At 74.5% G+C, this 18,008-nt stretch carries 15 protein-coding genes; 10 read left to right on the forward strand and 5 right to left on the reverse strand.

Annotation, left to right across the window (positions count from 1 at the left end):
* Positions 1-83 precede the first annotated feature (83 nt).
* The gene (locus ABZ565_RS08480) at positions 84-3,431 is read left to right on the forward strand and encodes an AAA family ATPase (protein ID WP_361022092.1); all 3,348 of its coding nucleotides are present in this window, start codon (positions 84-86) and stop codon (positions 3,429-3,431) included.
* Between the two features lie 30 nt (positions 3,432-3,461).
* Here the strand turns inward: ABZ565_RS08480 and ABZ565_RS08485 are convergent, their stop codons facing one another.
* Both ABZ565_RS08485 and ABZ565_RS08490 read right to left on the reverse strand, forming a co-directional pair.
* Positions 3,462-5,120: an acyl-CoA dehydrogenase family protein gene (locus ABZ565_RS08485; protein WP_361022095.1), complete on the reverse strand. Its 1,659-nt coding sequence runs from the start codon at positions 5,118-5,120 to the stop codon at positions 3,462-3,464.
* A 23-nt stretch (positions 5,121-5,143) separates the two neighbouring features.
* Positions 5,144-5,761 carry a TetR/AcrR family transcriptional regulator gene (locus ABZ565_RS08490; protein WP_361022098.1) on the reverse strand — a complete coding sequence of 206 codons (618 nt, stop codon included), beginning with the start codon at positions 5,759-5,761 and terminating at the stop codon, positions 5,144-5,146.
* Positions 5,762-5,834: 73 nt separating this feature from the next.
* Between ABZ565_RS08490 and ABZ565_RS08495 the strand changes: the two genes are divergently transcribed.
* The 7 genes from ABZ565_RS08495 to ABZ565_RS08525 all read left to right on the forward strand — a co-directional run bounded on the left by ABZ565_RS08495 (position 5,835) and on the right by ABZ565_RS08525 (position 14,274).
* The gene (locus ABZ565_RS08495; RefSeq protein WP_361022101.1) at positions 5,835-7,355 is read left to right on the forward strand and encodes an AMP-binding protein; all 1,521 of its coding nucleotides are present in this window, start codon (positions 5,835-5,837) and stop codon (positions 7,353-7,355) included.
* A 54-nt stretch (positions 7,356-7,409) separates the two neighbouring features.
* Positions 7,410-8,012 (forward strand): TetR/AcrR family transcriptional regulator, encoded by a 603-nt coding sequence (locus ABZ565_RS08500; RefSeq protein ID WP_361022104.1) that lies wholly within the window; start codon positions 7,410-7,412, stop codon positions 8,010-8,012.
* Positions 8,013-8,183: 171 nt separating this feature from the next.
* Positions 8,184-9,107: a TauD/TfdA family dioxygenase gene (locus ABZ565_RS08505; RefSeq protein ID WP_361022107.1), complete on the forward strand. Its 924-nt coding sequence runs from the start codon at positions 8,184-8,186 to the stop codon at positions 9,105-9,107.
* A 29-nt stretch (positions 9,108-9,136) separates the two neighbouring features.
* On the forward strand, positions 9,137-10,441 hold the full coding sequence (locus ABZ565_RS08510; RefSeq protein ID WP_361022110.1) for an MFS transporter: 1,305 nt from the start codon (positions 9,137-9,139) through the stop codon (positions 10,439-10,441).
* Positions 10,442-10,477: 36 nt separating this feature from the next.
* Positions 10,478-12,190, forward strand: a complete 1,713-nt coding sequence (locus tag ABZ565_RS08515) for an aldehyde dehydrogenase family protein (RefSeq protein ID WP_361022112.1) — start codon at positions 10,478-10,480, stop codon at positions 12,188-12,190.
* Between the two features lie 96 nt (positions 12,191-12,286).
* The gene (locus ABZ565_RS08520) at positions 12,287-13,777 is read left to right on the forward strand and encodes an AlkA N-terminal domain-containing protein (RefSeq protein WP_361022115.1); all 1,491 of its coding nucleotides are present in this window, start codon (positions 12,287-12,289) and stop codon (positions 13,775-13,777) included.
* On the forward strand, positions 13,774-14,274 hold the full coding sequence (locus ABZ565_RS08525; RefSeq protein ID WP_361022118.1) for a methylated-DNA--[protein]-cysteine S-methyltransferase: 501 nt from the start codon (positions 13,774-13,776) through the stop codon (positions 14,272-14,274). The genes ABZ565_RS08520 and ABZ565_RS08525 overlap by 4 nt, the downstream gene beginning before the upstream one ends.
* A gap of 69 nt (positions 14,275-14,343) precedes the next feature.
* Here the strand turns inward: ABZ565_RS08525 and ABZ565_RS08530 are convergent, their stop codons facing one another.
* Complete coding sequence (locus ABZ565_RS08530; RefSeq protein WP_361022121.1) at positions 14,344-14,928, reverse strand: TMEM165/GDT1 family protein; 585 nt, start codon at positions 14,926-14,928, stop codon at positions 14,344-14,346.
* A gap of 239 nt (positions 14,929-15,167) precedes the next feature.
* The gene (locus ABZ565_RS08535; protein WP_361022124.1) at positions 15,168-15,809 is read right to left on the reverse strand and encodes a class I SAM-dependent methyltransferase; all 642 of its coding nucleotides are present in this window, start codon (positions 15,807-15,809) and stop codon (positions 15,168-15,170) included.
* 40 nt (positions 15,810-15,849) lie between these two features.
* On the opposite strand from ABZ565_RS08535, the gene ABZ565_RS08540 reads away from it, so the two are divergent.
* Positions 15,850-16,050, forward strand: a complete 201-nt coding sequence (locus ABZ565_RS08540; RefSeq protein WP_361022127.1) for a DUF2191 domain-containing protein — start codon at positions 15,850-15,852, stop codon at positions 16,048-16,050.
* A 14-nt stretch (positions 16,051-16,064) separates the two neighbouring features.
* Here ABZ565_RS08540 and ABZ565_RS08545 read toward each other — a convergent pair whose 3' ends face one another.
* Positions 16,065-16,556 carry an NUDIX hydrolase gene (locus tag ABZ565_RS08545; RefSeq protein WP_361022130.1) on the reverse strand — a complete coding sequence of 164 codons (492 nt, stop codon included), beginning with the start codon at positions 16,554-16,556 and terminating at the stop codon, positions 16,065-16,067.
* A 126-nt stretch (positions 16,557-16,682) separates the two neighbouring features.
* Here ABZ565_RS08545 and ABZ565_RS08550 point away from each other — a divergent pair, with 126 nt between their 5' ends.
* Entirely contained in the window at positions 16,683-17,798 is a 1,116-nt protein-coding gene (locus ABZ565_RS08550; protein ID WP_361022133.1) for a glycerate kinase, read from the forward strand.
* Positions 17,799-18,008 lie beyond the last annotated feature (210 nt).

Below are 18,008 nucleotides of genomic sequence, written 5' to 3' on the forward strand. Positions count from 1 at the left end.
CCCGGGCGGTCACCCCGTCCGCCGCCCCCTCCGCGCACTCGCCGGAGGGGGCGGCGGCGCGCCCGGTTAAAGTGGGCGCCCTCATGAACGAGCGGTACACAGCACCCAGCACCGACCCGGCGCCACCCCTGGTGCACATCCACCTTTTCGGTGGATTCCGGGTGACCCGCGACGGCGGACCGGCCCTGGCCGACCGCTGGCCGAGACAGACCGCCCAGGCCCTGGTGAAGCTGCTCGCCGTCGTACCCGGACACCGGCTCCACCGCGAGCAGGTCATCGACGTCTGCTGGCCCGACGCGGACCCGCAGGCCGCCCAGGGCAGCCTGCGCGTCGCCCTGCACGCCGCCCGCCGGGCCCTGGAACCCGAGCTCGCCTCCCGCGCCACCTCCTCGTACCTCCTCTCGGAAGGCGGACTGCTCCACCTCGACCCGGCCCGCGTCCGCATCGACGCCGACCGCGCCGAGGAGGAGGCCCGTACGGCGCTCGCCGCCGGTGGCGTGGACGGTCTCCGCGAGGCCCTGCACCGCTTCTCCGGCGAACTCCTCCCCGAGGACCGCTACGCCGACTGGGCCGAGGGCCGCCGCTCCCAGCTCGCCGATCTCAGGGAGCGCCTGCTCCTCGCCCTCGCCGACACCCACCTCCGGGCCGGCGAGCCCCAGGAAGCGGTCACCCTCGCGGAACGGCTCCTGGACGACAACCCCGCCGAGGAGCTGGCCCACCGCCTCCTCATCGACGCCTACACCCGGCTCGGGCTGCGCCGCCGCGCGGTGCGGCAGTACCACGTCTGCCGCGCGGCCCTCGACGCCGAGCTGGGCGTACGGCCCGGCCCGGAGACCGAGCGCCTGCACCGCGCCGCGCTCGCGGCGGAGCCCGCCGGACCGCCGTCCGCGCCCTCCCTGCCCGCCTCGCTCCGGGTCCCCGCCGCCACCCCGCTGCGCGGGCGCGCGGCCGTGCTCGGGCGGCTGCTCGCGGCGGACGGGCCCGCCGTCGTCACCGTGCTCACCGGCGAGCCCGGCGTCGGCAAGACCCGGCTGGCCGGCGAGGTGGCCAGGCAGGCCGCCGCCTCCGGCACCGCCGTCCTGTGGGGCGGCGGACACGACGCGGAGGGACACACCCCGTACGGCGCCTTCGCCGAGGCCCTGGACGGCTGGCTCGCCGAACGCGACGAGGCGGAACGCGCCCGCGTCGGCGGCGAGTACCCCGAGCTGGCCGCGTTCCTGCCGGCGCTCGGCCGGGTCCGCGCCGACTCCGAACGCAGCCCCGAGGAGGAGCGTGACCGCCTCTTCCGCGCCACCGCCGGCCTGCTCGGCGAACTGGCCGCCGTACAGCCGGTGCTGATCGTGCTGGACGACCTGCACGCGGCGGACCTGGGCTCCTTCCAGCTGCTGAGCCACCTGGCACGGCGGGCCGCGCAGACGCACGGCCCGCGGTTCCTCGTGACGTACCGGGAGGAGGAGATGCCCGACGGCGACCCGCGCTCCGCCGGCCTGTCCTCGCTGGCCCGCCAGGGGCTCGCCGTCCGCGAGGAGGTGCCGCGCCTGGACCAGGAGGCGTGCCTCGCCGTCGTACGCGACACGATCGGGCCGGTCGCCGCCCCCACCACCGGCGCCCCGGACCGGATCTGGGAACTCTCGCTCGGCAACCCGCTGTTCGCCGTCGAGCTGGCCCACGGCATGGCCGAGGGCGCCGGGACCGTCGCCCCGGACGGCGTCCGGCAGCTCGTCGCGGACCGGCTGGCGCGGCTCGACCCCGACGCCCGGAGAATCGTCGAGGCGCTCTCCGTGGCCGGACCCGAGACATCGTTGTCAGAGCTGCTCGACGTGGCCGCCCACGGTCTCCACCCCGTCGTCACCGGGGGCGCCGCCACCGACGCGCTGGAGCGGGCCATGGACGCCTCGCTGATCGAGGAACGGGACATCCTGGTGGGCGGCCGGCACGAGGCGGGCCTCACTTTCCGCCACCCGCTGGTCCGCCTCACCTGTTACGAGAAGCTCTCCGCCGTCCGCCGCAGGCAGCTGCACGGCGCCTTCGCGCAGGCGGTGCTCCGCCGCCGCCCCGACGCCGTCGACACCCTGGCCTCGCACTTCACCCGTGCCGACGACCCGCGCGCCGCCGAGTACCTGCGCCGCGCCGCCGCCCGGGCCGCAGCCCTCTTCGCCAACGACACCGCCGACCGCTACTACCGCGACCTGGTCGCCCGGCTCGACGTGGACGCCGCCCGCGCCCGTCTCGCCCACAGCCAGGTGCTGCGCCGCATGGGGAACTTCGCCCAGGCCGCGGAGGTGCTGCGCCTCGCCCTGGACGAGTTCGTCAGACGTGGCGATCACGAGGACATCGTGCTCGCGGCGGCCTGGCTCGCCGACACCCTCGGGCGCACCGGCCTGCCCGACGCCGGCCGGCAGGTGCTGGCCGCGCACCCGGTCACCCCCGACACCGCAGCGGAACCGGCCGCGGGCCACTACCTGGCCCAGGCCGTGCTGTGCCGCATCCAGGGCCGGTACGAGGACGCCTACCCGGCCGCCCAGCTGGCGGTGGCCGCCGGGCAGCGGGTGGCCGGCCGGGCGGGGGAGGGGCTGATGGCCCGGGCACACTCGCTGCGGGCCAGCATCCTGGGCCTGAGCGGCCGGCTGGACGAGGCCCGCGAGGCGGCCGACCTCGCCCTGCCGCCGGCCGAGGCGTACGGCGACCCGACGCTGCTCGGCCAGGTGCTGTCGACCCTGCGGGAGAACGAGCGGCGCAGCGGCCAGTTGCGCCGGGCCGTGGCGACCGGACAGCGGGCCCTCGGCCTCGTCGAGCAGTCGGGCGACCTGGCCGGGGCCGCCTTCGAGCGCGCCAACCTCGCCGAACTCCAGCTGCTCCTGGAGGACTTCGAGTCCGCGCGCACCCTCGCCGAGGCGGCGGTCGCGGGTGCCGAGGAGGACCAGGCCTGGTGTCTCCCGTACACCCTCGCCGCCCTCGCCCTCGTCCGGATGCGCACCGGGGACACGCGGGACGCCGCCGCGCTCCTCAACCGCGCGCAGTCCTCGCCGGGCCTCGTGGACCGGCAGGCGGGCCACGAGGTCCGGGCCGCCCGCGCCGAACTGGCATTGCGGACGGGGGCCCCGGGCGAGGCGCTGCGCGCGCCGGCCGGCCATGAGCGGGACGTGCCGGTGTTCGCCGCCTGGGCCGAGCTGCACTGCGGCCGGCCCGAGGCCGCGCGCCGGATCGCGGGCGAGGAGGTGGTCCGCGCCGGGCGCACCGGCGAACGGCTGGCCGAGGCGGACGCGCGCACGGTCCTGGCCCTGGCCCTGCACCGGCTCGGCGAGGGCGAGGCGGCGCGGGAGGCACTGACACGTGCCGACGACCTGGTGCGGGCCCTGCCCTACCCGGCGGGCGCGGCGCATGTGGCCGAGGTGCGGGCCCTCATGGAAACGGAGCCGGACGCCCGGTAGCGGGGCGGCCCGGCTCCGTTCAGGGGTCGCTCACACGGGCAGCCGCTCCAGCAGCCCCGCGAAGTCGGTGTCCGGTGCCAGGGTGCCGAAGGCGAGCCCCCGGTCCCCGGCCAGCCGCGAGGCGCAGAACGCGTCGGCGACCGCCGTCGGCGCGTGCCGGACGAGCAGCGAGCCCTGGAGCACCAGTGCGGCGCGCTCGATGAGGCGCCGGGCCCGCAGCGGGGCGTCCTCGGTGAGGACCAGCTCGCCGCGCAGCTCCCGCCAGGCCGCGTCCAGCCGGCGGTCCGCCCCCGAGGCGGCCTCGACCTCGGCGCGGAAGGCGTTCAGCGACTCGGGTTCCCGGGCCAGCGCGCGCAGCAGGTCGAGCGCGTTCACATTGCCCGAGCCCTCCCAGATGCCGTTGAGCGGCGCCTCCCGGTACATGCGCGGCATGCCCGAATCCTCGACGTAACCGTTGCCGCCGAGGCATTCCAGCGCCTCCGCGACCGCGACCGGCTGGCGCTTGCACACCCAGTACTTGGACACCGCCGTGGCCAGCCGCAGGAACGCCCGCTCCTCGGCGTCGCCCCGCTGGGCCCGGTCGGCGGCCCCGGCGAGCCGCAGCCCGAGCGTGGTCGCCGCCTCGGACTCGACCGCGAGGTCGCCGATCACATTGCGCATCAGCGGCTGGTCGATCAGCTTGGCGCCGAAGACCGAGCGGTGGCGCACATGGTGGGCGGCCTGGGCGAGCGCGGCGCGGATGCCGGCGGCCGAGCCGATGACGCAGTCCAGACGGGTCATCGTCACCATGTCGATGATGGTGCGCACGCCCTTGCCCTCCGCACCGACGAGCCAGGCGACCGTGTCGTCGAACTCGGGCTCGCTGCTGGCGTTGGACCGGTTGCCCAGCTTGTCCTTGAGCCGCTGGATGCGGAAGGTGTTGCGGCTGCCGTCCGGCAGGACGCGCGGCACCAGGAAGCAGGAGAGACCGCCCGGCGCCTGGGCGAGGACCAGGAAGAGGTCGTTCATCGGGGCGCTGGTGAACCACTTGTGCCCGCGCAGCCGCCAGGTCCCGTCGCCCGCCTCGGTGGCCACGGTGGAGTTGGCGCGCACATCGGTGCCGCCCTGCTTCTCCGTCATGCCCATCCCGGCGAGCAGCCCCGGCTTCTCGGCGGGGGCGCGCAGCCCGGCCTCGTACACCCGGCCGGTCAGCAGCGGTTCGTACGTCTTCGCCAGGTCGGGGGCGTGCCGCAGCGCCGGGACGACCGCGTACGTCATGGAGACCGGGCACAGGTGGCCCGCCTCCAGCGTCGACATCACCATGAAGCCGGCCGCGCGCGCCACATGGGCGCCGGGGCGCTCGTCCGCCCAGGCGGCACCGGCCAGGCCCGCGTCCACCGAGGCGTTCATCAGGTGGTGGTACGCGGGGTGGAAGTCGACCTCGTCCACGCGGTGGCCGTAGCGGTCGTGGGTGCGCAGCACGGGCTCGTTGACGTTGGCCTGCTCGGCCCACTCCTGGGCCTGCGCGCTGCCGGCGTAGCGGCCGAGCCGGTGCAGCTCCTCGGTGTGCCACTCGGCGCCCTCGCGGCGCAGGCCCTCCAGGAGCACCGGGTCGTCGGCCGCGTCGTATCCGGTCAACGGCGGCGCCTGGTTGGTCACTTCGTGGGTCGCGGCGGTGGGGTTGCTCCGCGGGGCGATGGTTTCGGGCACGGGAACCTCCTGGTGGAGCGGTGTCAGGGCTGCTGTGCGGGCGGGGCGCCCGCGCAGCGCAGGGCCATGGCGACGAGTTCGGTGAGCAGCGCCTCGGTGGTCTCCCCGTCGCCGGCGCCGAGCGGATCGACCAGGACCTCGCCGACCGCGCCGGTGAGCGCGGCGGCGGTGATCTCGCCGTTCTGCGCGGGCAGCAGGCCCTCCTCGATGCCCTCGTGGACGACCTCGGCGAACAGGGCGCGGTAGCGGCGGCGGTAGTCGAGGCGTTCGGCGCCGACCGCCGGATCGGCCGGGGCGGCGAGCAGCGCGTAGGCCAGGCCCCGGTTCTCCAGGGCGCGGCGGGCGAAGACCTCGATGCCCCGGGCCAGCCGCTCGACCGGAGTCCCCGGCTCGCGCAGCACCGTGCCGAGCACCTCGACCTCGCGCCCGGCGGCGCGCCGGAACACCTCGACGGCCAGCGCCGCCTTGGACGAGAAGTGCTGGTAGACGGAGCCGGCCGCGATACCGGCCGAGTCGGCGACGGCGGTGACCGACGCCTGGGACCAGCCGACCTCCGTGACCACCGAGGTGGCGGCGGCGATCAGATGCTCCCTGGCTGCTTCGAGCCGACTGATTTCGGCTGGGGTCTTGCGGTAGGCCATGAAAGAAGTGAACCATCATTCAGAGTTTCCCGCCATGGTCCGTTCGCACGGTCCGGCTCGTCAGGAGAACGTGATGCACCTCAGTACCCTGCTGGACAGCGCCGTCCGCTCGGCCGGGGACCACGAAGCGGTCGTCTACCGTGAGCAGCGGTGGTCCTACCGGGAATTCGCCGACGCGGCCCGCCGCGCCGCGACCGTGCTGCGGGAGGCCGGGCTGCGCCCCGGCGACCGGCTGGCCGTGATGACGTACAACACCCCGGCCTTCCTGTTCGCGGCGTTCGGCGCCTGGTATGCGGGCGCCACCCTGGTCCCGGTCAACCACAAGCTCCAGACCGCCGAGGTGGCACGCCAGCTGACCCACTGCGGGGCCGGGATCGCCGTGGTCGACGCGGAGATCGGCGAGCGCGCCACCGCCGCCGGCGCCGGGGTGACCTGGCTGGTCAGCCACCCCGACGCCGGGCCGGACGGCCTGCCCTCCGACGCGTTCGAGGCCCGGATCGCGGCCGCCGAGCCGTTTGCCGGGGAGCCGGCTACGGAGGGCGACATCGCGCAGATCCTGTACACCTCGGGCACCTCCGGTATCCCCAAGGGCTGCGTCCACACCCACCGGACGATCACCCTGACGGCCGCCTACACCGCCGCCGCCATCCCGCTGCGCCGCGACGAGCGGTTCCTGATCTGCATGCCCGTCTGGCACGCCTCCCCGCTCAACAACTGGGTGATGGGCACGCTGCTGACACGCGGCACGGTGGTGCTCCAGCGCGAGTACGAACCCCGGGGCATGCTGGAGACCATCCAGCGCGAACGGGTCACCGCGATGTTCGGCGCCCCGATCGCCCTCATCGCACCGACGCAGGCGGTCGCCGACTTCGCCTCGTACGACCTCTCGTCCGTGCGGGCCTGGATCTACGGCGCGGGACCGCTCGACGCGGACACCGCGCGCCGCCTCATGAAGGCGTACGGCTCCGAGGACTTCCACCAGGTGTACGGGATGAGCGAGACCGGCCCCGTGGGCGCCTCGCTCTCGCCCGCCGAGCAGGTCACGAAGGCCGGCGCGATCGGCCGGGGCGGCATGCCCGGGGTGGAGCTGCGGGTCGTGCGCCAGGACGGCGCGGACGCGGGGGCGGGGGAGACCGGCGAGATCCGGCTGCGCTCCGACACCCGCATGGTGGGCTATCTGGACGACGAGGAGGCCACCGCCGAGGTGTTCGCGGGCGACTGGTACCGCAGCGGCGACCTGGGCCGGGTCGACGAGGACGGGTTCGTCACGGTCGTGGACCGGATGAAGGACGTGATCATCACCGGCGGCGAGAACGTCGCCTCGCAGGAGGTGGAGGGCGCCCTGCGCGGCCACCCCGACGTCCTGGACGTCGCCGTCGTCGGCCGGCCCCACCCCCAGTGGGGCGAGACCGTGGTCGCCGTGGTCGTCCCGCGCGAGGGCGCCTCGCCCGACCTGGAGGGCGTCCGCGCCTGGCTGGAGCCCCGGATCGCCCGCTACAAGGTGCCCCGCGAACTCGTCCTGCGCCCGGACCTGCCCCGCACGCCCTCCGGAAAGATCACCAAGCACGTCCTGCGCGACGAGCTGACGCGGTGAGCCGGGGCCGTACCCCTGCGGGAGGGGTGGGCCCGGCCCGCGTAGGGTCGGGGCATGGCCGACGAACAGGTGACCAAGGCGCGGCGCGGCCCCGGCAGACCCCGTGAGGAGCGCGTCACCCGGGCCGTGCTGGACGCCGTCGTCGCCCTGGTGACGGAGCACGGGATGGGCGCGCTGACGATGGACGCCGTGGCGGCCCGGGCCGGCGTCAGCAAACCGGCCATGTACCGGCGCTGGGCCACCAAGCAGGATCTGGTCCTGGCCGCCGCCGAGTCCCGGATCGGGCCGCTGACGGTCCCCGACATGGGCGACTTCCGGGCCGAGCTGCGCGCCGTGCTGACGGCGCGCATGGAGGCGTACCGGCAGCCGGGCGTCGCGCGCCTGCTCGCCGGGGTGATCGGCTCCTCCTCGGAGGCGGGCGCCGAGCCGGGCGCGTACCGCGACTACACGGCCCGCGTGATGAGCGAGACCCGCCACCTCCTGGAGCGCGGGGTGGCGCGCGGTGACGTCCGGGCCGATGTCGACATCGCCGCCGCCGCGACGCTGGTCGCCGCCTCGCTGGTCTTCCGGATGGTCGGCGAACAGCGCCTGCCGGACGAGCAGTTGGTGGAATCCATGGTGGACCTGATCGGCCGGGCGGTCGCCGTCCAGGCGTAGCGCCCGTCGCCCCCGCCCGGCCCAGTCGCCGGGCGGCTTCCGCATGCCCGGAACCACCCCCGGACGGTCACCGGATCCGCCCGCGAATCAACCCGCCGCACCCCTTGCCCCGCCGCATCTTCATATCGATACTGCTGGTTACGTAATTAGCCCGCCGCGGGAGGAACACCTATGCAGACCGCTGTCACGAACCCCAAGCCGGTCCTGGACAAGCCGCTCATGCACTACGGGAGCCGGACCCTCGAACGGCTCGCGCCCGGCGCCGAGCCGGCCACGTACCGGCAGGTCGGGATCAGCCCGCTCACCCCGCACTTCGGTGCCGTGCTCGGCGGGGTCGACCTGACCCGCCCGATCAGCGGCGAACTCGCCGAGGAGCTGCGCCAGGCGCTGCTGGAGTGGAAGGTGATCTTCTTCCGCGAGCAGACCGGCTTCACCGCCGAGCACCAGCTCGCCCTGTCCGGCGTCTGGGGCCCGCCGGAGCCCAACCCGTTCTTCCCGAAGACCGGGACGGCCGGCGTCTCGCGCCTCGCCAAGGACGCCAAGGCGGCCGGCAACAAGAACATCTGGCACAGCGACCACTCGTTCATGGTCAACCCGGCGCTCGGCTCCGTCCTGCGCGCCGTTGAGGTGCCCGAGGCGGGCGGCGACACCATGTGGGCGGACATGGCAGCCGCCTACGACAACCTGCCCGACGACCTGAAGGCCCGCATCGCCGAGCTCACCGCCGTGCACGACTGGGCACCCAGCTGGGGCGCCCTCATGAACGACGAGCAGAAGGCCGCGTTCCGCATGTCCTGGCCCCAGGTCGAGCACCCGGTCGTCGTCCGCCACCCGCGCAGCGGCCGCAAGACCCTCTACGTCAACGAGCCCTTCACCACCCGCATCAACGGCCTGTCCGACGCCGAGAGCCGCGAACTGCTCGACATCCTGGTGCTCCAGGCCCGCATCCCCGAGTACCAGGTCCGCTTCCACTGGGAGGCCGACTCGATCGCCATCTGGGACAACATCGCCACCCAGCACTACGCGATCAACGACTACTTCCCGCAGCGCCGGGTCATGGAGCGCATCGCCATCGCCGGCGTACCGCTGTCCTGACCCCTCCGCCCCTCTTCCCGGGAGACCCCATGACCGCGGCACCGATCGAACGGCCCCAGCACCCCACCGAAGCGGTGGCACCCGTCGGCACCCGTACCCGGGCCTGGACGGTGACCGCGCTCCTCGTGGTCTTCATGATGGTCAACTTCGCCGACAAGTCCGTGCTCGGCCTCGCCGCCGACGAGATCCGCGCGGACCTGCACCTGAGCGCCACTCAATTCGGCCTCGTCAACGGCGCGTTCTTCCTGCTTTTCTCGGTCGCGGCCGTCCTGGTCGGGCTCGCAGCCGACCGGGTCTCACCGAAGATCCTGCTGCTGCTCATGGCGCTGCTCTGGTCCGTGGCCCAGGTGCCCGCGGCGATCGGCGGCGGCCTCGCCGTCCTCGTCGCCTCCCGGGTCTTCCTGGGCGCGGCCGAGGGCCCGGCCTTCCCCGTGGCGCAGCAGGCCGCCCTCGCCTGGTTCCCCAACGACCGGCGCAACCTGCCGGGCGCCCTGATCACCCTCGGCGTCACGCTCGGGGTGATCACCTCCGCGCCCGGCCTGTCCTGGGTCATCCAGCACCACGGCTGGCGCACGGCGCTGTGGGTGCTGGCGGGCGTGGGCCTGGTGTGGGCCGCCGTCTGGAGGGTGCTCGGCGCGGACGGCGGACACCGCGTCGAGCCCTCCCGTACGCGCGTACGGGAGGAGGAGCCCGCCACCCCGGTCCCGTACCGCGCGATCCTCACCAGCCGCACCTGGATCGGTGCCACCTTCGCCTACTTCACCAGCTACTGGACCGTCGCCCTCATGCTGGTCTGGCTGCCGTCCTACCTGCGCAACGCCCTCGGCTACACGGCCGGCGAGGCGGGCACCGTCGTCGTCGCCCCCTGGACCATCGGCGCCGTCGTCCTGCTCGCCCAGGCCGGGGTCACCGGACGGCTGATGCGGCGCGGCGTCGGCAGCCGCCGCGCCCGGGGCTGGGTCGGCGGCACGCTGCTCGCGCTCGGCGCACTGTGCTGCCTGGCCGTCCCGCTCGCGGTCGGCTCCACGGCCAAGACGGTGCTGATCGCCCTCGGCTTCGGGCTCGGCGGCTCGTACGCGGCCGTCGCGGCGACCACCGTCAGCGAACTCGCCCCGCCGAACCGGGCCGGCGGTGCGCTGGGCGTCATGAACGCCCTGGTCACCATGGCCGGGCTGGCCGCCCCGGCGGTCGTGGGCGCCCTCGTCGACGCCCGGGGGAGCGGCGGCTACCAGAACGCCGTCGTGCTCTCCGGCCTTCTCCTCGTCCTGGGGGCCGCTGCGTCCTTCTGGCTCATCGACCCGGCCCGCGACGCGGCCCGTACGGCCACCCCCTGACTCTCCCCCCACCGGACCCACCCAAGGAGCCCGCCCGTGAGCACCGCCCCCGCACTCGACACCAGCTCGCTCGACCTCGCCGTGGCCGGCCTGCGCGACCGGGCCGGCACCTGGACCGCCACCCCGCTCCCCGAACGCGTCGCCCTCCTGGAGCGGATGCTCCCGCGCATCGCCGGGGCCGCGCCCGCCATGGTCGCCGACGCCGCCGCCGCGAAAGGGTACGCCGCCGACTCGGCCTGGGCCGCCGAGGACTGGGTCACCGCCCCCTGGGCCCTGGCCCAGACGGTGAGCGCCTACCTCCACGTGCTGCGCAGGCTGGCCGCAGGACAGGACCCGGTCGACCGCAAGGCCGTCCGCGAGCGCGGGGGCCGCGTCCTGGTCGACGTCTTCCCCGCCACCGGGTCGGACCGCCTCCTGCTCAACGGGTTCACCGCCGAGGTGTGGACCCTGCCCGGGACCACCCGGGCGCAGGCGCTGGCCGACGCGGCGGGGGAGTACCGGGGCCGCCGGGGCCGCCCGGCCGTCGCCCTGGTCCTGGGCGCGGGCAACGTCCCCGCGATCACCCCGCTCGACATCCTGCACAAGCTGTACGCGGAGGGCGAGGTCGTCCTCGCCAAGATGAATCCCGTCAACGCCTACCTGCGCCCGCACTTCGAGGAGGTGTTCGCCGAGTTCATCGAGAAGGGCTGGGTGCGCTTCGTGGACGGCGGCGCCGACACCGGTGCCTACCTCACCACCCACGACGGCGTCGACACCATCCACGTCACCGGCAGCGAGCGCACCCACGACGCGATCGTCTGGGGCACCGACGAGCAGGCCGAGCGGCGCAGGAGCGAGGACACCCCGCTCAACGACAAGCCGTTCACCAGCGAACTCGGCGGCGTCAGCCCCTGCATCGTGTCCCCGGGACCGTGGAGCGCGGCGGACTTCCGCTTCCAGGCCGAGCACATCGTCACCAGCAAGATGAACAACTCCGGCCACAACTGCGTCGCGAGCCAGATCCTCGTCGTCCCCCGCGAGTGGGAGGGCACCGAACGGCTGCTCGCCGAGATCCGCCGGGTCCTGCGCGCACTGCCGCCCCGCGCCGACTACTACCCCGACGCCGCCGACCGCCTCGACGCGGTCGTCCGCGCCCACCCGGACGCCGAGGTCCATGGCGTGGGCGCCTGCCGCCTGCTGGTCCCCGACATCACGGACGAGGGCGACCCGATGCTCGACATCGAGGTGTTCGCCAGCGCCCTCGGAGTCGTACGCCTGCCCGGTGCCGACGCACCGGAATTCCTGCGCGCGGCCACGGAGTTCGCCAACGACCGGCTCCCCGGCACCCTCGGCGCGACCCTGCTGGTCCACCCCCGCACCGAACGCGCCCACCGCCACGCGGTCGAGGAGGCGGTCACCGGCCTCCGCTACGGCACCCTCGGCGTCAACTGCTGGTCGGCGTTCGGCTTCCTGCTCGGCTACACCCCGTGGGGCGCCTTCCCCGGGCACAGCCGCCAGGACATCGGCAGCGGCGTCGGCTTCGTGCACAACGCGTTCATGCTGGAGCACGTCGAGAAGACCGTCGTACGCGCCCCCTTCGCACCCGCCCCGCGCGGCCTGTTCACCGGCTCCCCGTCCCTGTCCCCGCGCCCCCCGTACTACGTCACCAACCGCACCGGCCGTACGACCATGGAACGGCTCACCGCCTACACCACCGACCCGAAGGCGACCCGCCTCCCCGGCATCTTCGCCTCGGCGCTCCGAGGCTGAGCACGGACGCGCGGGCGTCGGGCAGCCCCAGGCAGCCCGACGCCCATGTCGGATTTCCGCCAGCCCCGGACCCCGCCCGTGGCCCATCCTTGAACCATGCACACCGAAACCGAGCGCTGCGTCCGGGCGGTCCGGTCGAAGGACGCCCGCTTCGACGGCTGGTTCTTCACCGCCGTCCTGACCACCCGGATCTACTGCCGCCCGAGCTGCCCCGTCGTGCCGCCCAAGGCCGAGAACATGACGTTCTACCCCAGCGCGGCCGCCTGCCAGCAGGCCGGCTTCCGGGCCTGCAAGCGGTGCCGCCCCGACACCAGCCCCGGATCGCCCGAGTGGAACGCGCGAGCCGACTCGGTGGCCCGCGCGATGCGTCTCATCCGGGACGGCGTGGTCGACCGCGAAGGCGTCCCCGGCCTCGCCGCCCGCCTCGGCTACTCGCCCCGCCAGATCGAACGCCAGCTCCTCGCCGAACTGGGAGCCGGACCGCTCGCCCTCGCCCGCGCCCAGCGCGCCCAGACCGCACGCGTGCTCATCGAGACCACAGCGCTGCCGATGGCAGAGGTGGCCTTCGCCGCCGGGTTCTCCTCGATCCGGACCTTCAACGACACCGTCCGGGAGGTCTTCGCCCTGGCACCCGGCGAGCTGCGCACCCGCGCCGCCCGCTCGGCCCCGGCGCCCGCCACCCCCGGCGTCATCGCGCTGCGCCTCCCGTACCGCGCCCCGCTCAACCCCAGCAATCTCTTCGGCCACCTCGCCGCCACCGCCGTCCCCGGTGTCGAGGAGTGGCGCGACGGCGCGTACCGCCGCACGCTCGCCCTGCCGCACGGCCACGGCATCGTCGCGCTCACCCCGCGCCCCGACCACATCGCCTGCCGGCTCTCCCTCACCGACCCGCGCGACCTGACCCTCGCCATCAGCCGGTGCCGCTGGCTCCTCGACCTGGACGCCGACCCGGTCGCCGTGGACGAGCAGCTGCGCACCGACCCGCTGCTCGCCCCGCTGGTCGACGCGGCACCGGGCCGCCGGGTGCCGAGAACCGTCGACGGTGCCGAGTTCGCCGTCCGCGCCGTGCTGGGCCAGCAGGTCTCCACCGCCGCCGCCCGCACCCACGCCGCCCGCCTGGTCACCGCGCACGGCGCCCCGGTGGACGACGCCGAGGGCGGACTCACCCACCTCTTCCCGGACCCGGAGGCGCTGGCCGGACTCGACCCCGAGCGACTGGCCCTCCCGCGCAGCCGCCGCCGCACGCTCACCACCCTCGTCCGGGCCCTGGCGGACGGCTCACTGCGCCTCGGCCCCGACGCCGACTGGGAGCGGGCCCGCACCGAACTGGCCGCGCTGCCGGGGTTCGGCCCCTGGACCGTCGAGGTCATCGCGATGCGCGCCCTCGGCGACCCGGACGCCTTCCTCCCGACCGACCTCGGCATCCGCAGGTCCGCCCAGCACCTCGGCCTGCCGTCCACGCCGGCCGCGCTCACCGCCCGCGCGGCCGGCTGGCGCCCCTGGCGGGCGTACGCCGTCCAGTACCTCTGGACCGTCGACGACCACCCCATCAACCACCTCCCGGACACGGAAGGAAGTGCCCCGTGACCCGGCAGCACACCGTCACCGACAGCCCCTACGGCCCGCTGACCCTCGTCGCCACCGACGGTGTCCTCGCCGGCCTCTACATGACCGCCCAGCGCCACCGGCCCCCCGAGGAGACCTTCGGGGAGCCCGATCCGCGCCCCTTCACCGAGGCGGTCCGCCAGCTCGACGCCTACTTCGCCGGCGAACTGCGCGACTTCGACCTGCCGTTGCACCTGGCCGGCACCCCGTTCCAGCGCAGCGTCTGGGAGCAGCTGCGGCTCATCCCGTACGGCGAGACCCGCTCGTACGGCGAACTCGCCGGGATCCTGGGCAGGCCCGGGGCCTCCCGGGCGGTGGGCCTGGCCAACGGCAAGAACCCGGTCGGCATCATCGTGCCCTGCCACCGGGTGATCGGGGCCTCGGGCGGCCTCACGGGTTACGGGGGCGGGCTCGACCGCAAACAGCGCCTGCTGGCGTTCGAGAACGGCACGGAGGAGACCACCCCGGCGCTGTTCTGAAGCGAGTACGGCGAAGGGCCCCGCACACGCGCGTGTGCGGGGCCCTTCGCCGTACAGCGATTCCGCGGGTCAGCCGGTGAAGATCTCGGTCACCGTCCAGATCGCCAGGCCCAGCATGCACAGGCCGCCGATGCGCTGCACGGTCTTGAGCGGTACGCGCTTCGCGATGAACCGGCCCGCAAGCAGCGCCAGCGCGGACACGGACATCAGGGCGGCGGCGGAACCGATCGCGGTGGACCAGGTGCCGTTGCTCGCGGCCAGGTTGGCGGTCGTGATCTGCGTGAGGTCGCCCCACTCGCTGATGAACACCGCCATGAACGCCGTCGAGTACACCGGCCAGAACCCGGTCACCGTCTTCGGGCCCGACTCGTCGTCCTCGTCGTCCCCGCCCCCGCGCAGCAGCATGAACGCGCCGAAGGCGAAGAGGGAGGCCGAGACCAGCTTGACGATCCAGTCGGGCAGCAGACCGAGCAGCCCGCCCGCGCCCACCGCGATGGCGACATGCACGATGAACGCGGACGAGGTGCCGAACCAGACGTAGAGCGGGCGCATGCGCGTGCCCATGGCGAGCGACGCGAACATGGTCTTGTCCGGGAGCTCGGCGAGGAAGATCAGCCCGAAAGCGGTGATGATCGCCAGGGGGTCGAGATGCATTCCGGGTGGCTTTCTGTACGAGCCGGGCCCAGGATCTCCGCGAAGTGCCGGTCGGCGTTTCGGAGGACCGCTCGGCCCGGCATGACGGCACCGCCCACAGGGCGTGGGCGTGTCATACCTGACCGAAGGTCTCGCCCACCCGTGATGATCCACGAGCCCGGCCACCGGGAACCGCGAGGTTCCAGTGTGTCGACGACCGGTTTGCGGGGCTACTCCCCTTCGCAGCCGTCCACACTACCTCACCCGCCCGGCCGCCGGGCGAGCAGGAACGCCTGCGGGGTGCGCTCCTCCGGGTCCGCCGCCCGCACCAGCCGGGCCCGCACCTCCAACCCGGCGGCTTCGAGCAGCGCGGCCACCCGGTCCGGGTCGAAGCGGTACACGTCGAGGTCCACGGGATGCCCGTACGCGTGATCGAGCCGTACGCCCTCGTCGTCGCCCGCCTTGAAGGCGATGAGCAGGTGGCCGCCGGGGGCCAGGACCCGGCGGAACTCGGCCACGTACGCCCCCAGGTCCCGCGGCGGCGTATGGACGAGCGAGTACCAGGCGACGGCCCCTCCCAGTGAGCCGTCGGGCAGGTCCAGCGCGGTCATCGTCCCCACCTCGAACCGCAGGCCCGGGTAGCGCCGCCGGGCCTCGGCGACCATGCCGGGCGAGAGGTCGACCCCGGAGGCGCCGAGACCCAGGTCCCGCAGGTACGCGGTGACCCGCCCCGGCCCGCAGCCGAGATCGGCGACCGGCCCGCCGCCGTCCCCGCGCACGTACGCGGCGAAGACGCCGAGCATCGCCCGGTCCAGAGGCTTCGCGGCCAGCTCGTCCGCGAGGAGCGAGGCGTAGTCGGCTGCGACGGTGTCGTACGAGGCCCGGGTGGCGTGGAGGGTCATGCCCGGGACCGTACCGGGGCGGCGGTGCTACCGTCGCGCCATGGCGAAGGTAGCGGTCGGCATCGACGCGGAACTCGTGGTCGAGGTGATGGTGCTCGCGGGGGTCGGTAACCCGCAGGACGCGGTCGAACTGGTCGTACGCGACTACATCGCGCGCGGCCACCGCACCGAGGCCCGCGTCGCGGCCCGTGAGGAGACCGTGCGCGACAACGGGACCAGGCCGCCGGAAACCCAGGGCTGACCGGGCGGCCCGCCTCAGCCGACGGGCCGGCCGTCCTCCAGCTCCACGGCACCCGTACCGGACTCCAGAGCCTTCAGCGCCGCGTGCATCCGCCAGGCGCGCGCACCTTTCAGGTACTGGTCGATCTCCGTCGGCTCGACCAGTCTCCACGACAGCAGCTCCGACTCCTGGAGCCGGATCGCCTTCAGCTGCTCCTCGTCCAGGACCCCACCGTCGTACAGGTACGCCACGATCGGCGGCCGGTCGCTGCCACGCGCCCAGTCCACGACGAGGAGCCGCCCCGGCTCGATGTCGAGCCCGATCTCCTCCAGCGACTCGCGGCGCGCACCTTGCCGCGGGCCCTCCCCGTCGGCCGACTCGACCGTCCCGCCCGGGAGCGTCCACCCCTCCCGGTAGTTCGGCTCGACCAGCAGCACCCGGCCGCCCGCATCGCGGAAGACGCAGGCGGCACCGACGAGGACCTTGGGAAGACCGGCGATATACGTGGCGTAGTCAGTAGTGGTCACACGGTCAGCCTAGGGGCACTTTGATCGATCAGACCATGGGCAGGGAGGGGGTGCGGCGGATAAAGTCGTGGCGGCGCGACTGCCTGTTCGAATGCAAAGGGAATCATGGTGACGGACGGAGCAGTGATGGAGACCGCACGCGTGCTCGTCGCGGCGGACAAGTTCAAGGGCTCGCTCACGGCCGTGCAGGTCGCGGAGCGGGTGACGGCCGGGCTGCGGCGCGTCGTTCCCGGTCTACGGGTGGAGACCCTGCCGGTCGCCGACGGCGGCGACGGCACGGTGGCGGCGGCGGTGGCCGCCGGCTTCGAGCGCCGCGAGGCGCGGGTGACCGGGCCCCTGGGCGACCCCGTCACCGCCGCGTACGCGGTGCGCGGGACCACCGCGGTGGTCGAGATGGCCGAGGCGTCCGGCCTCCAGCACCTGCCCGACGGTGTCTTCGCGCCCCTCACGGCCACCACGTACGGCTCCGGGGAGCTGCTGCTCGCGGCGGTCGACGCGGGAGCCCGGACCATCGTGTTCGGCGTCGGCGGCAGCGCGACCACGGACGGCGGGGCGGGCATGCTCGCCGCGCTCGGCGCGCGGTTCCTCGACGCGGACGGAAAGCCGGTCGGTCCGGGCGGCGGCGGTCTGGCGGACCTCGCCGAGGCGGACCTGTCGGGGCTCGACCCCCGGTTCGCCGGCATCGACCTGATCCTCGCCAGCGACGTCGACAACCCGTTGACCGGCCCGAAGGGCGCGCCGGAGGTCTACGGCCGCCAGAAGGGCGCGACGGAGGAGGACATCGCGACGCTCGACGCGGCGCTCGCCCACTACGCGTCGCTCCTCGGCCCCGCGCAGGCGGAACTTCCCGGCGCCGGGGCGGCCGGCGGCATCGGCTACGGGGCGCTCGTCGCCCTCGGCGCGCGGTTCCGGCCCGGGATCGAGGTCATGCTCGACGTCCTCGGCTTCGCCCCCGCGCTGGACCGGGCGACGTTCGTCATCACGGGCGAGGGTTCCCTCGACGCCCAGACCCTGCACGGCAAGGCCCCGGCGGGCGTCGCGGCGGCGGCGCATGCGGCGGGGGTCGAGGTGGTGGCGGTGTGCGGCCGCCTCGCGCTCGAGCGCGAGGCGCTGGAAGGGGCGGGGATCCGGCGGGCGTACGCGCTGCTGGATCTGGAGCCGGATCCGGCGGTGTGCATGGCCCAGGCGGGGCCGTTGCTGGAGCGGGTCGCGGAGTCGATCGCGCGCGACTTCCTGGCCTGAACCGGGCCCCCGCTCCTCAAACGCCGGAGGGGCTGAAAACCAGCCTCGCCGGCGTTTGAGGCGCGGGGTCCGGGGCAGAGCCCCGGTTTCGGGAAGGGGCGGGTAGGGGACAAGGCCCGCCCCGGGCGCACCCCGCCTCAGGCGCACCCCGCCCTGTGCGCCCGCACAACCCCGCCCCGCCCACCCGTGGCACCCGCAACGCGTCCCCCC

It is taken from the genome of Streptomyces sp. NPDC016469 (assembly GCF_040632905.1).
In the GTDB taxonomy this organism is placed as follows: Bacteria; Actinomycetota; Actinomycetes; order Streptomycetales; family Streptomycetaceae; genus Streptomyces.

Bases quoted from the DNA above. Each gene is read 5' to 3' on its own strand.
- ABZ565_RS08520 (WP_361022115.1), top strand. From the start codon at position 12,287: ATGCACACCGAAACCGAGCGCTGCGTCCGGGCGGTCCGGTCGAAGGAC.
- ABZ565_RS08505 (WP_361022107.1), top strand. From the start codon at position 8,184: ATGCAGACCGCTGTCACGAACCCCAAGCCGGTCCTGGACAAGCCGCTC.
- ABZ565_RS08480 (WP_361022092.1), top strand. From the start codon at position 84: ATGAACGAGCGGTACACAGCACCCAGCACCGACCCGGCGCCACCCCTG.
- ABZ565_RS08540 (WP_361022127.1), top strand. From the start codon at position 15,850: ATGGCGAAGGTAGCGGTCGGCATCGACGCGGAACTCGTGGTCGAGGTG.
- ABZ565_RS08530 (WP_361022121.1), bottom strand. From the start codon at position 14,928: ATGCATCTCGACCCCCTGGCGATCATCACCGCTTTCGGGCTGATCTTC.
- ABZ565_RS08500 (WP_361022104.1), top strand. From the start codon at position 7,410: ATGGCCGACGAACAGGTGACCAAGGCGCGGCGCGGCCCCGGCAGACCC.
- ABZ565_RS08550 (WP_361022133.1), top strand. From the start codon at position 16,683: ATGGAGACCGCACGCGTGCTCGTCGCGGCGGACAAGTTCAAGGGCTCG.
- ABZ565_RS08490 (WP_361022098.1), bottom strand. From the start codon at position 5,761: ATGGCCTACCGCAAGACCCCAGCCGAAATCAGTCGGCTCGAAGCAGCC.
- ABZ565_RS08510 (WP_361022110.1), top strand. From the start codon at position 9,137: ATGACCGCGGCACCGATCGAACGGCCCCAGCACCCCACCGAAGCGGTG.
- ABZ565_RS08495 (WP_361022101.1), top strand. From the start codon at position 5,835: ATGCACCTCAGTACCCTGCTGGACAGCGCCGTCCGCTCGGCCGGGGAC.
- ABZ565_RS08535 (WP_361022124.1), bottom strand. From the start codon at position 15,809: ATGACCCTCCACGCCACCCGGGCCTCGTACGACACCGTCGCAGCCGAC.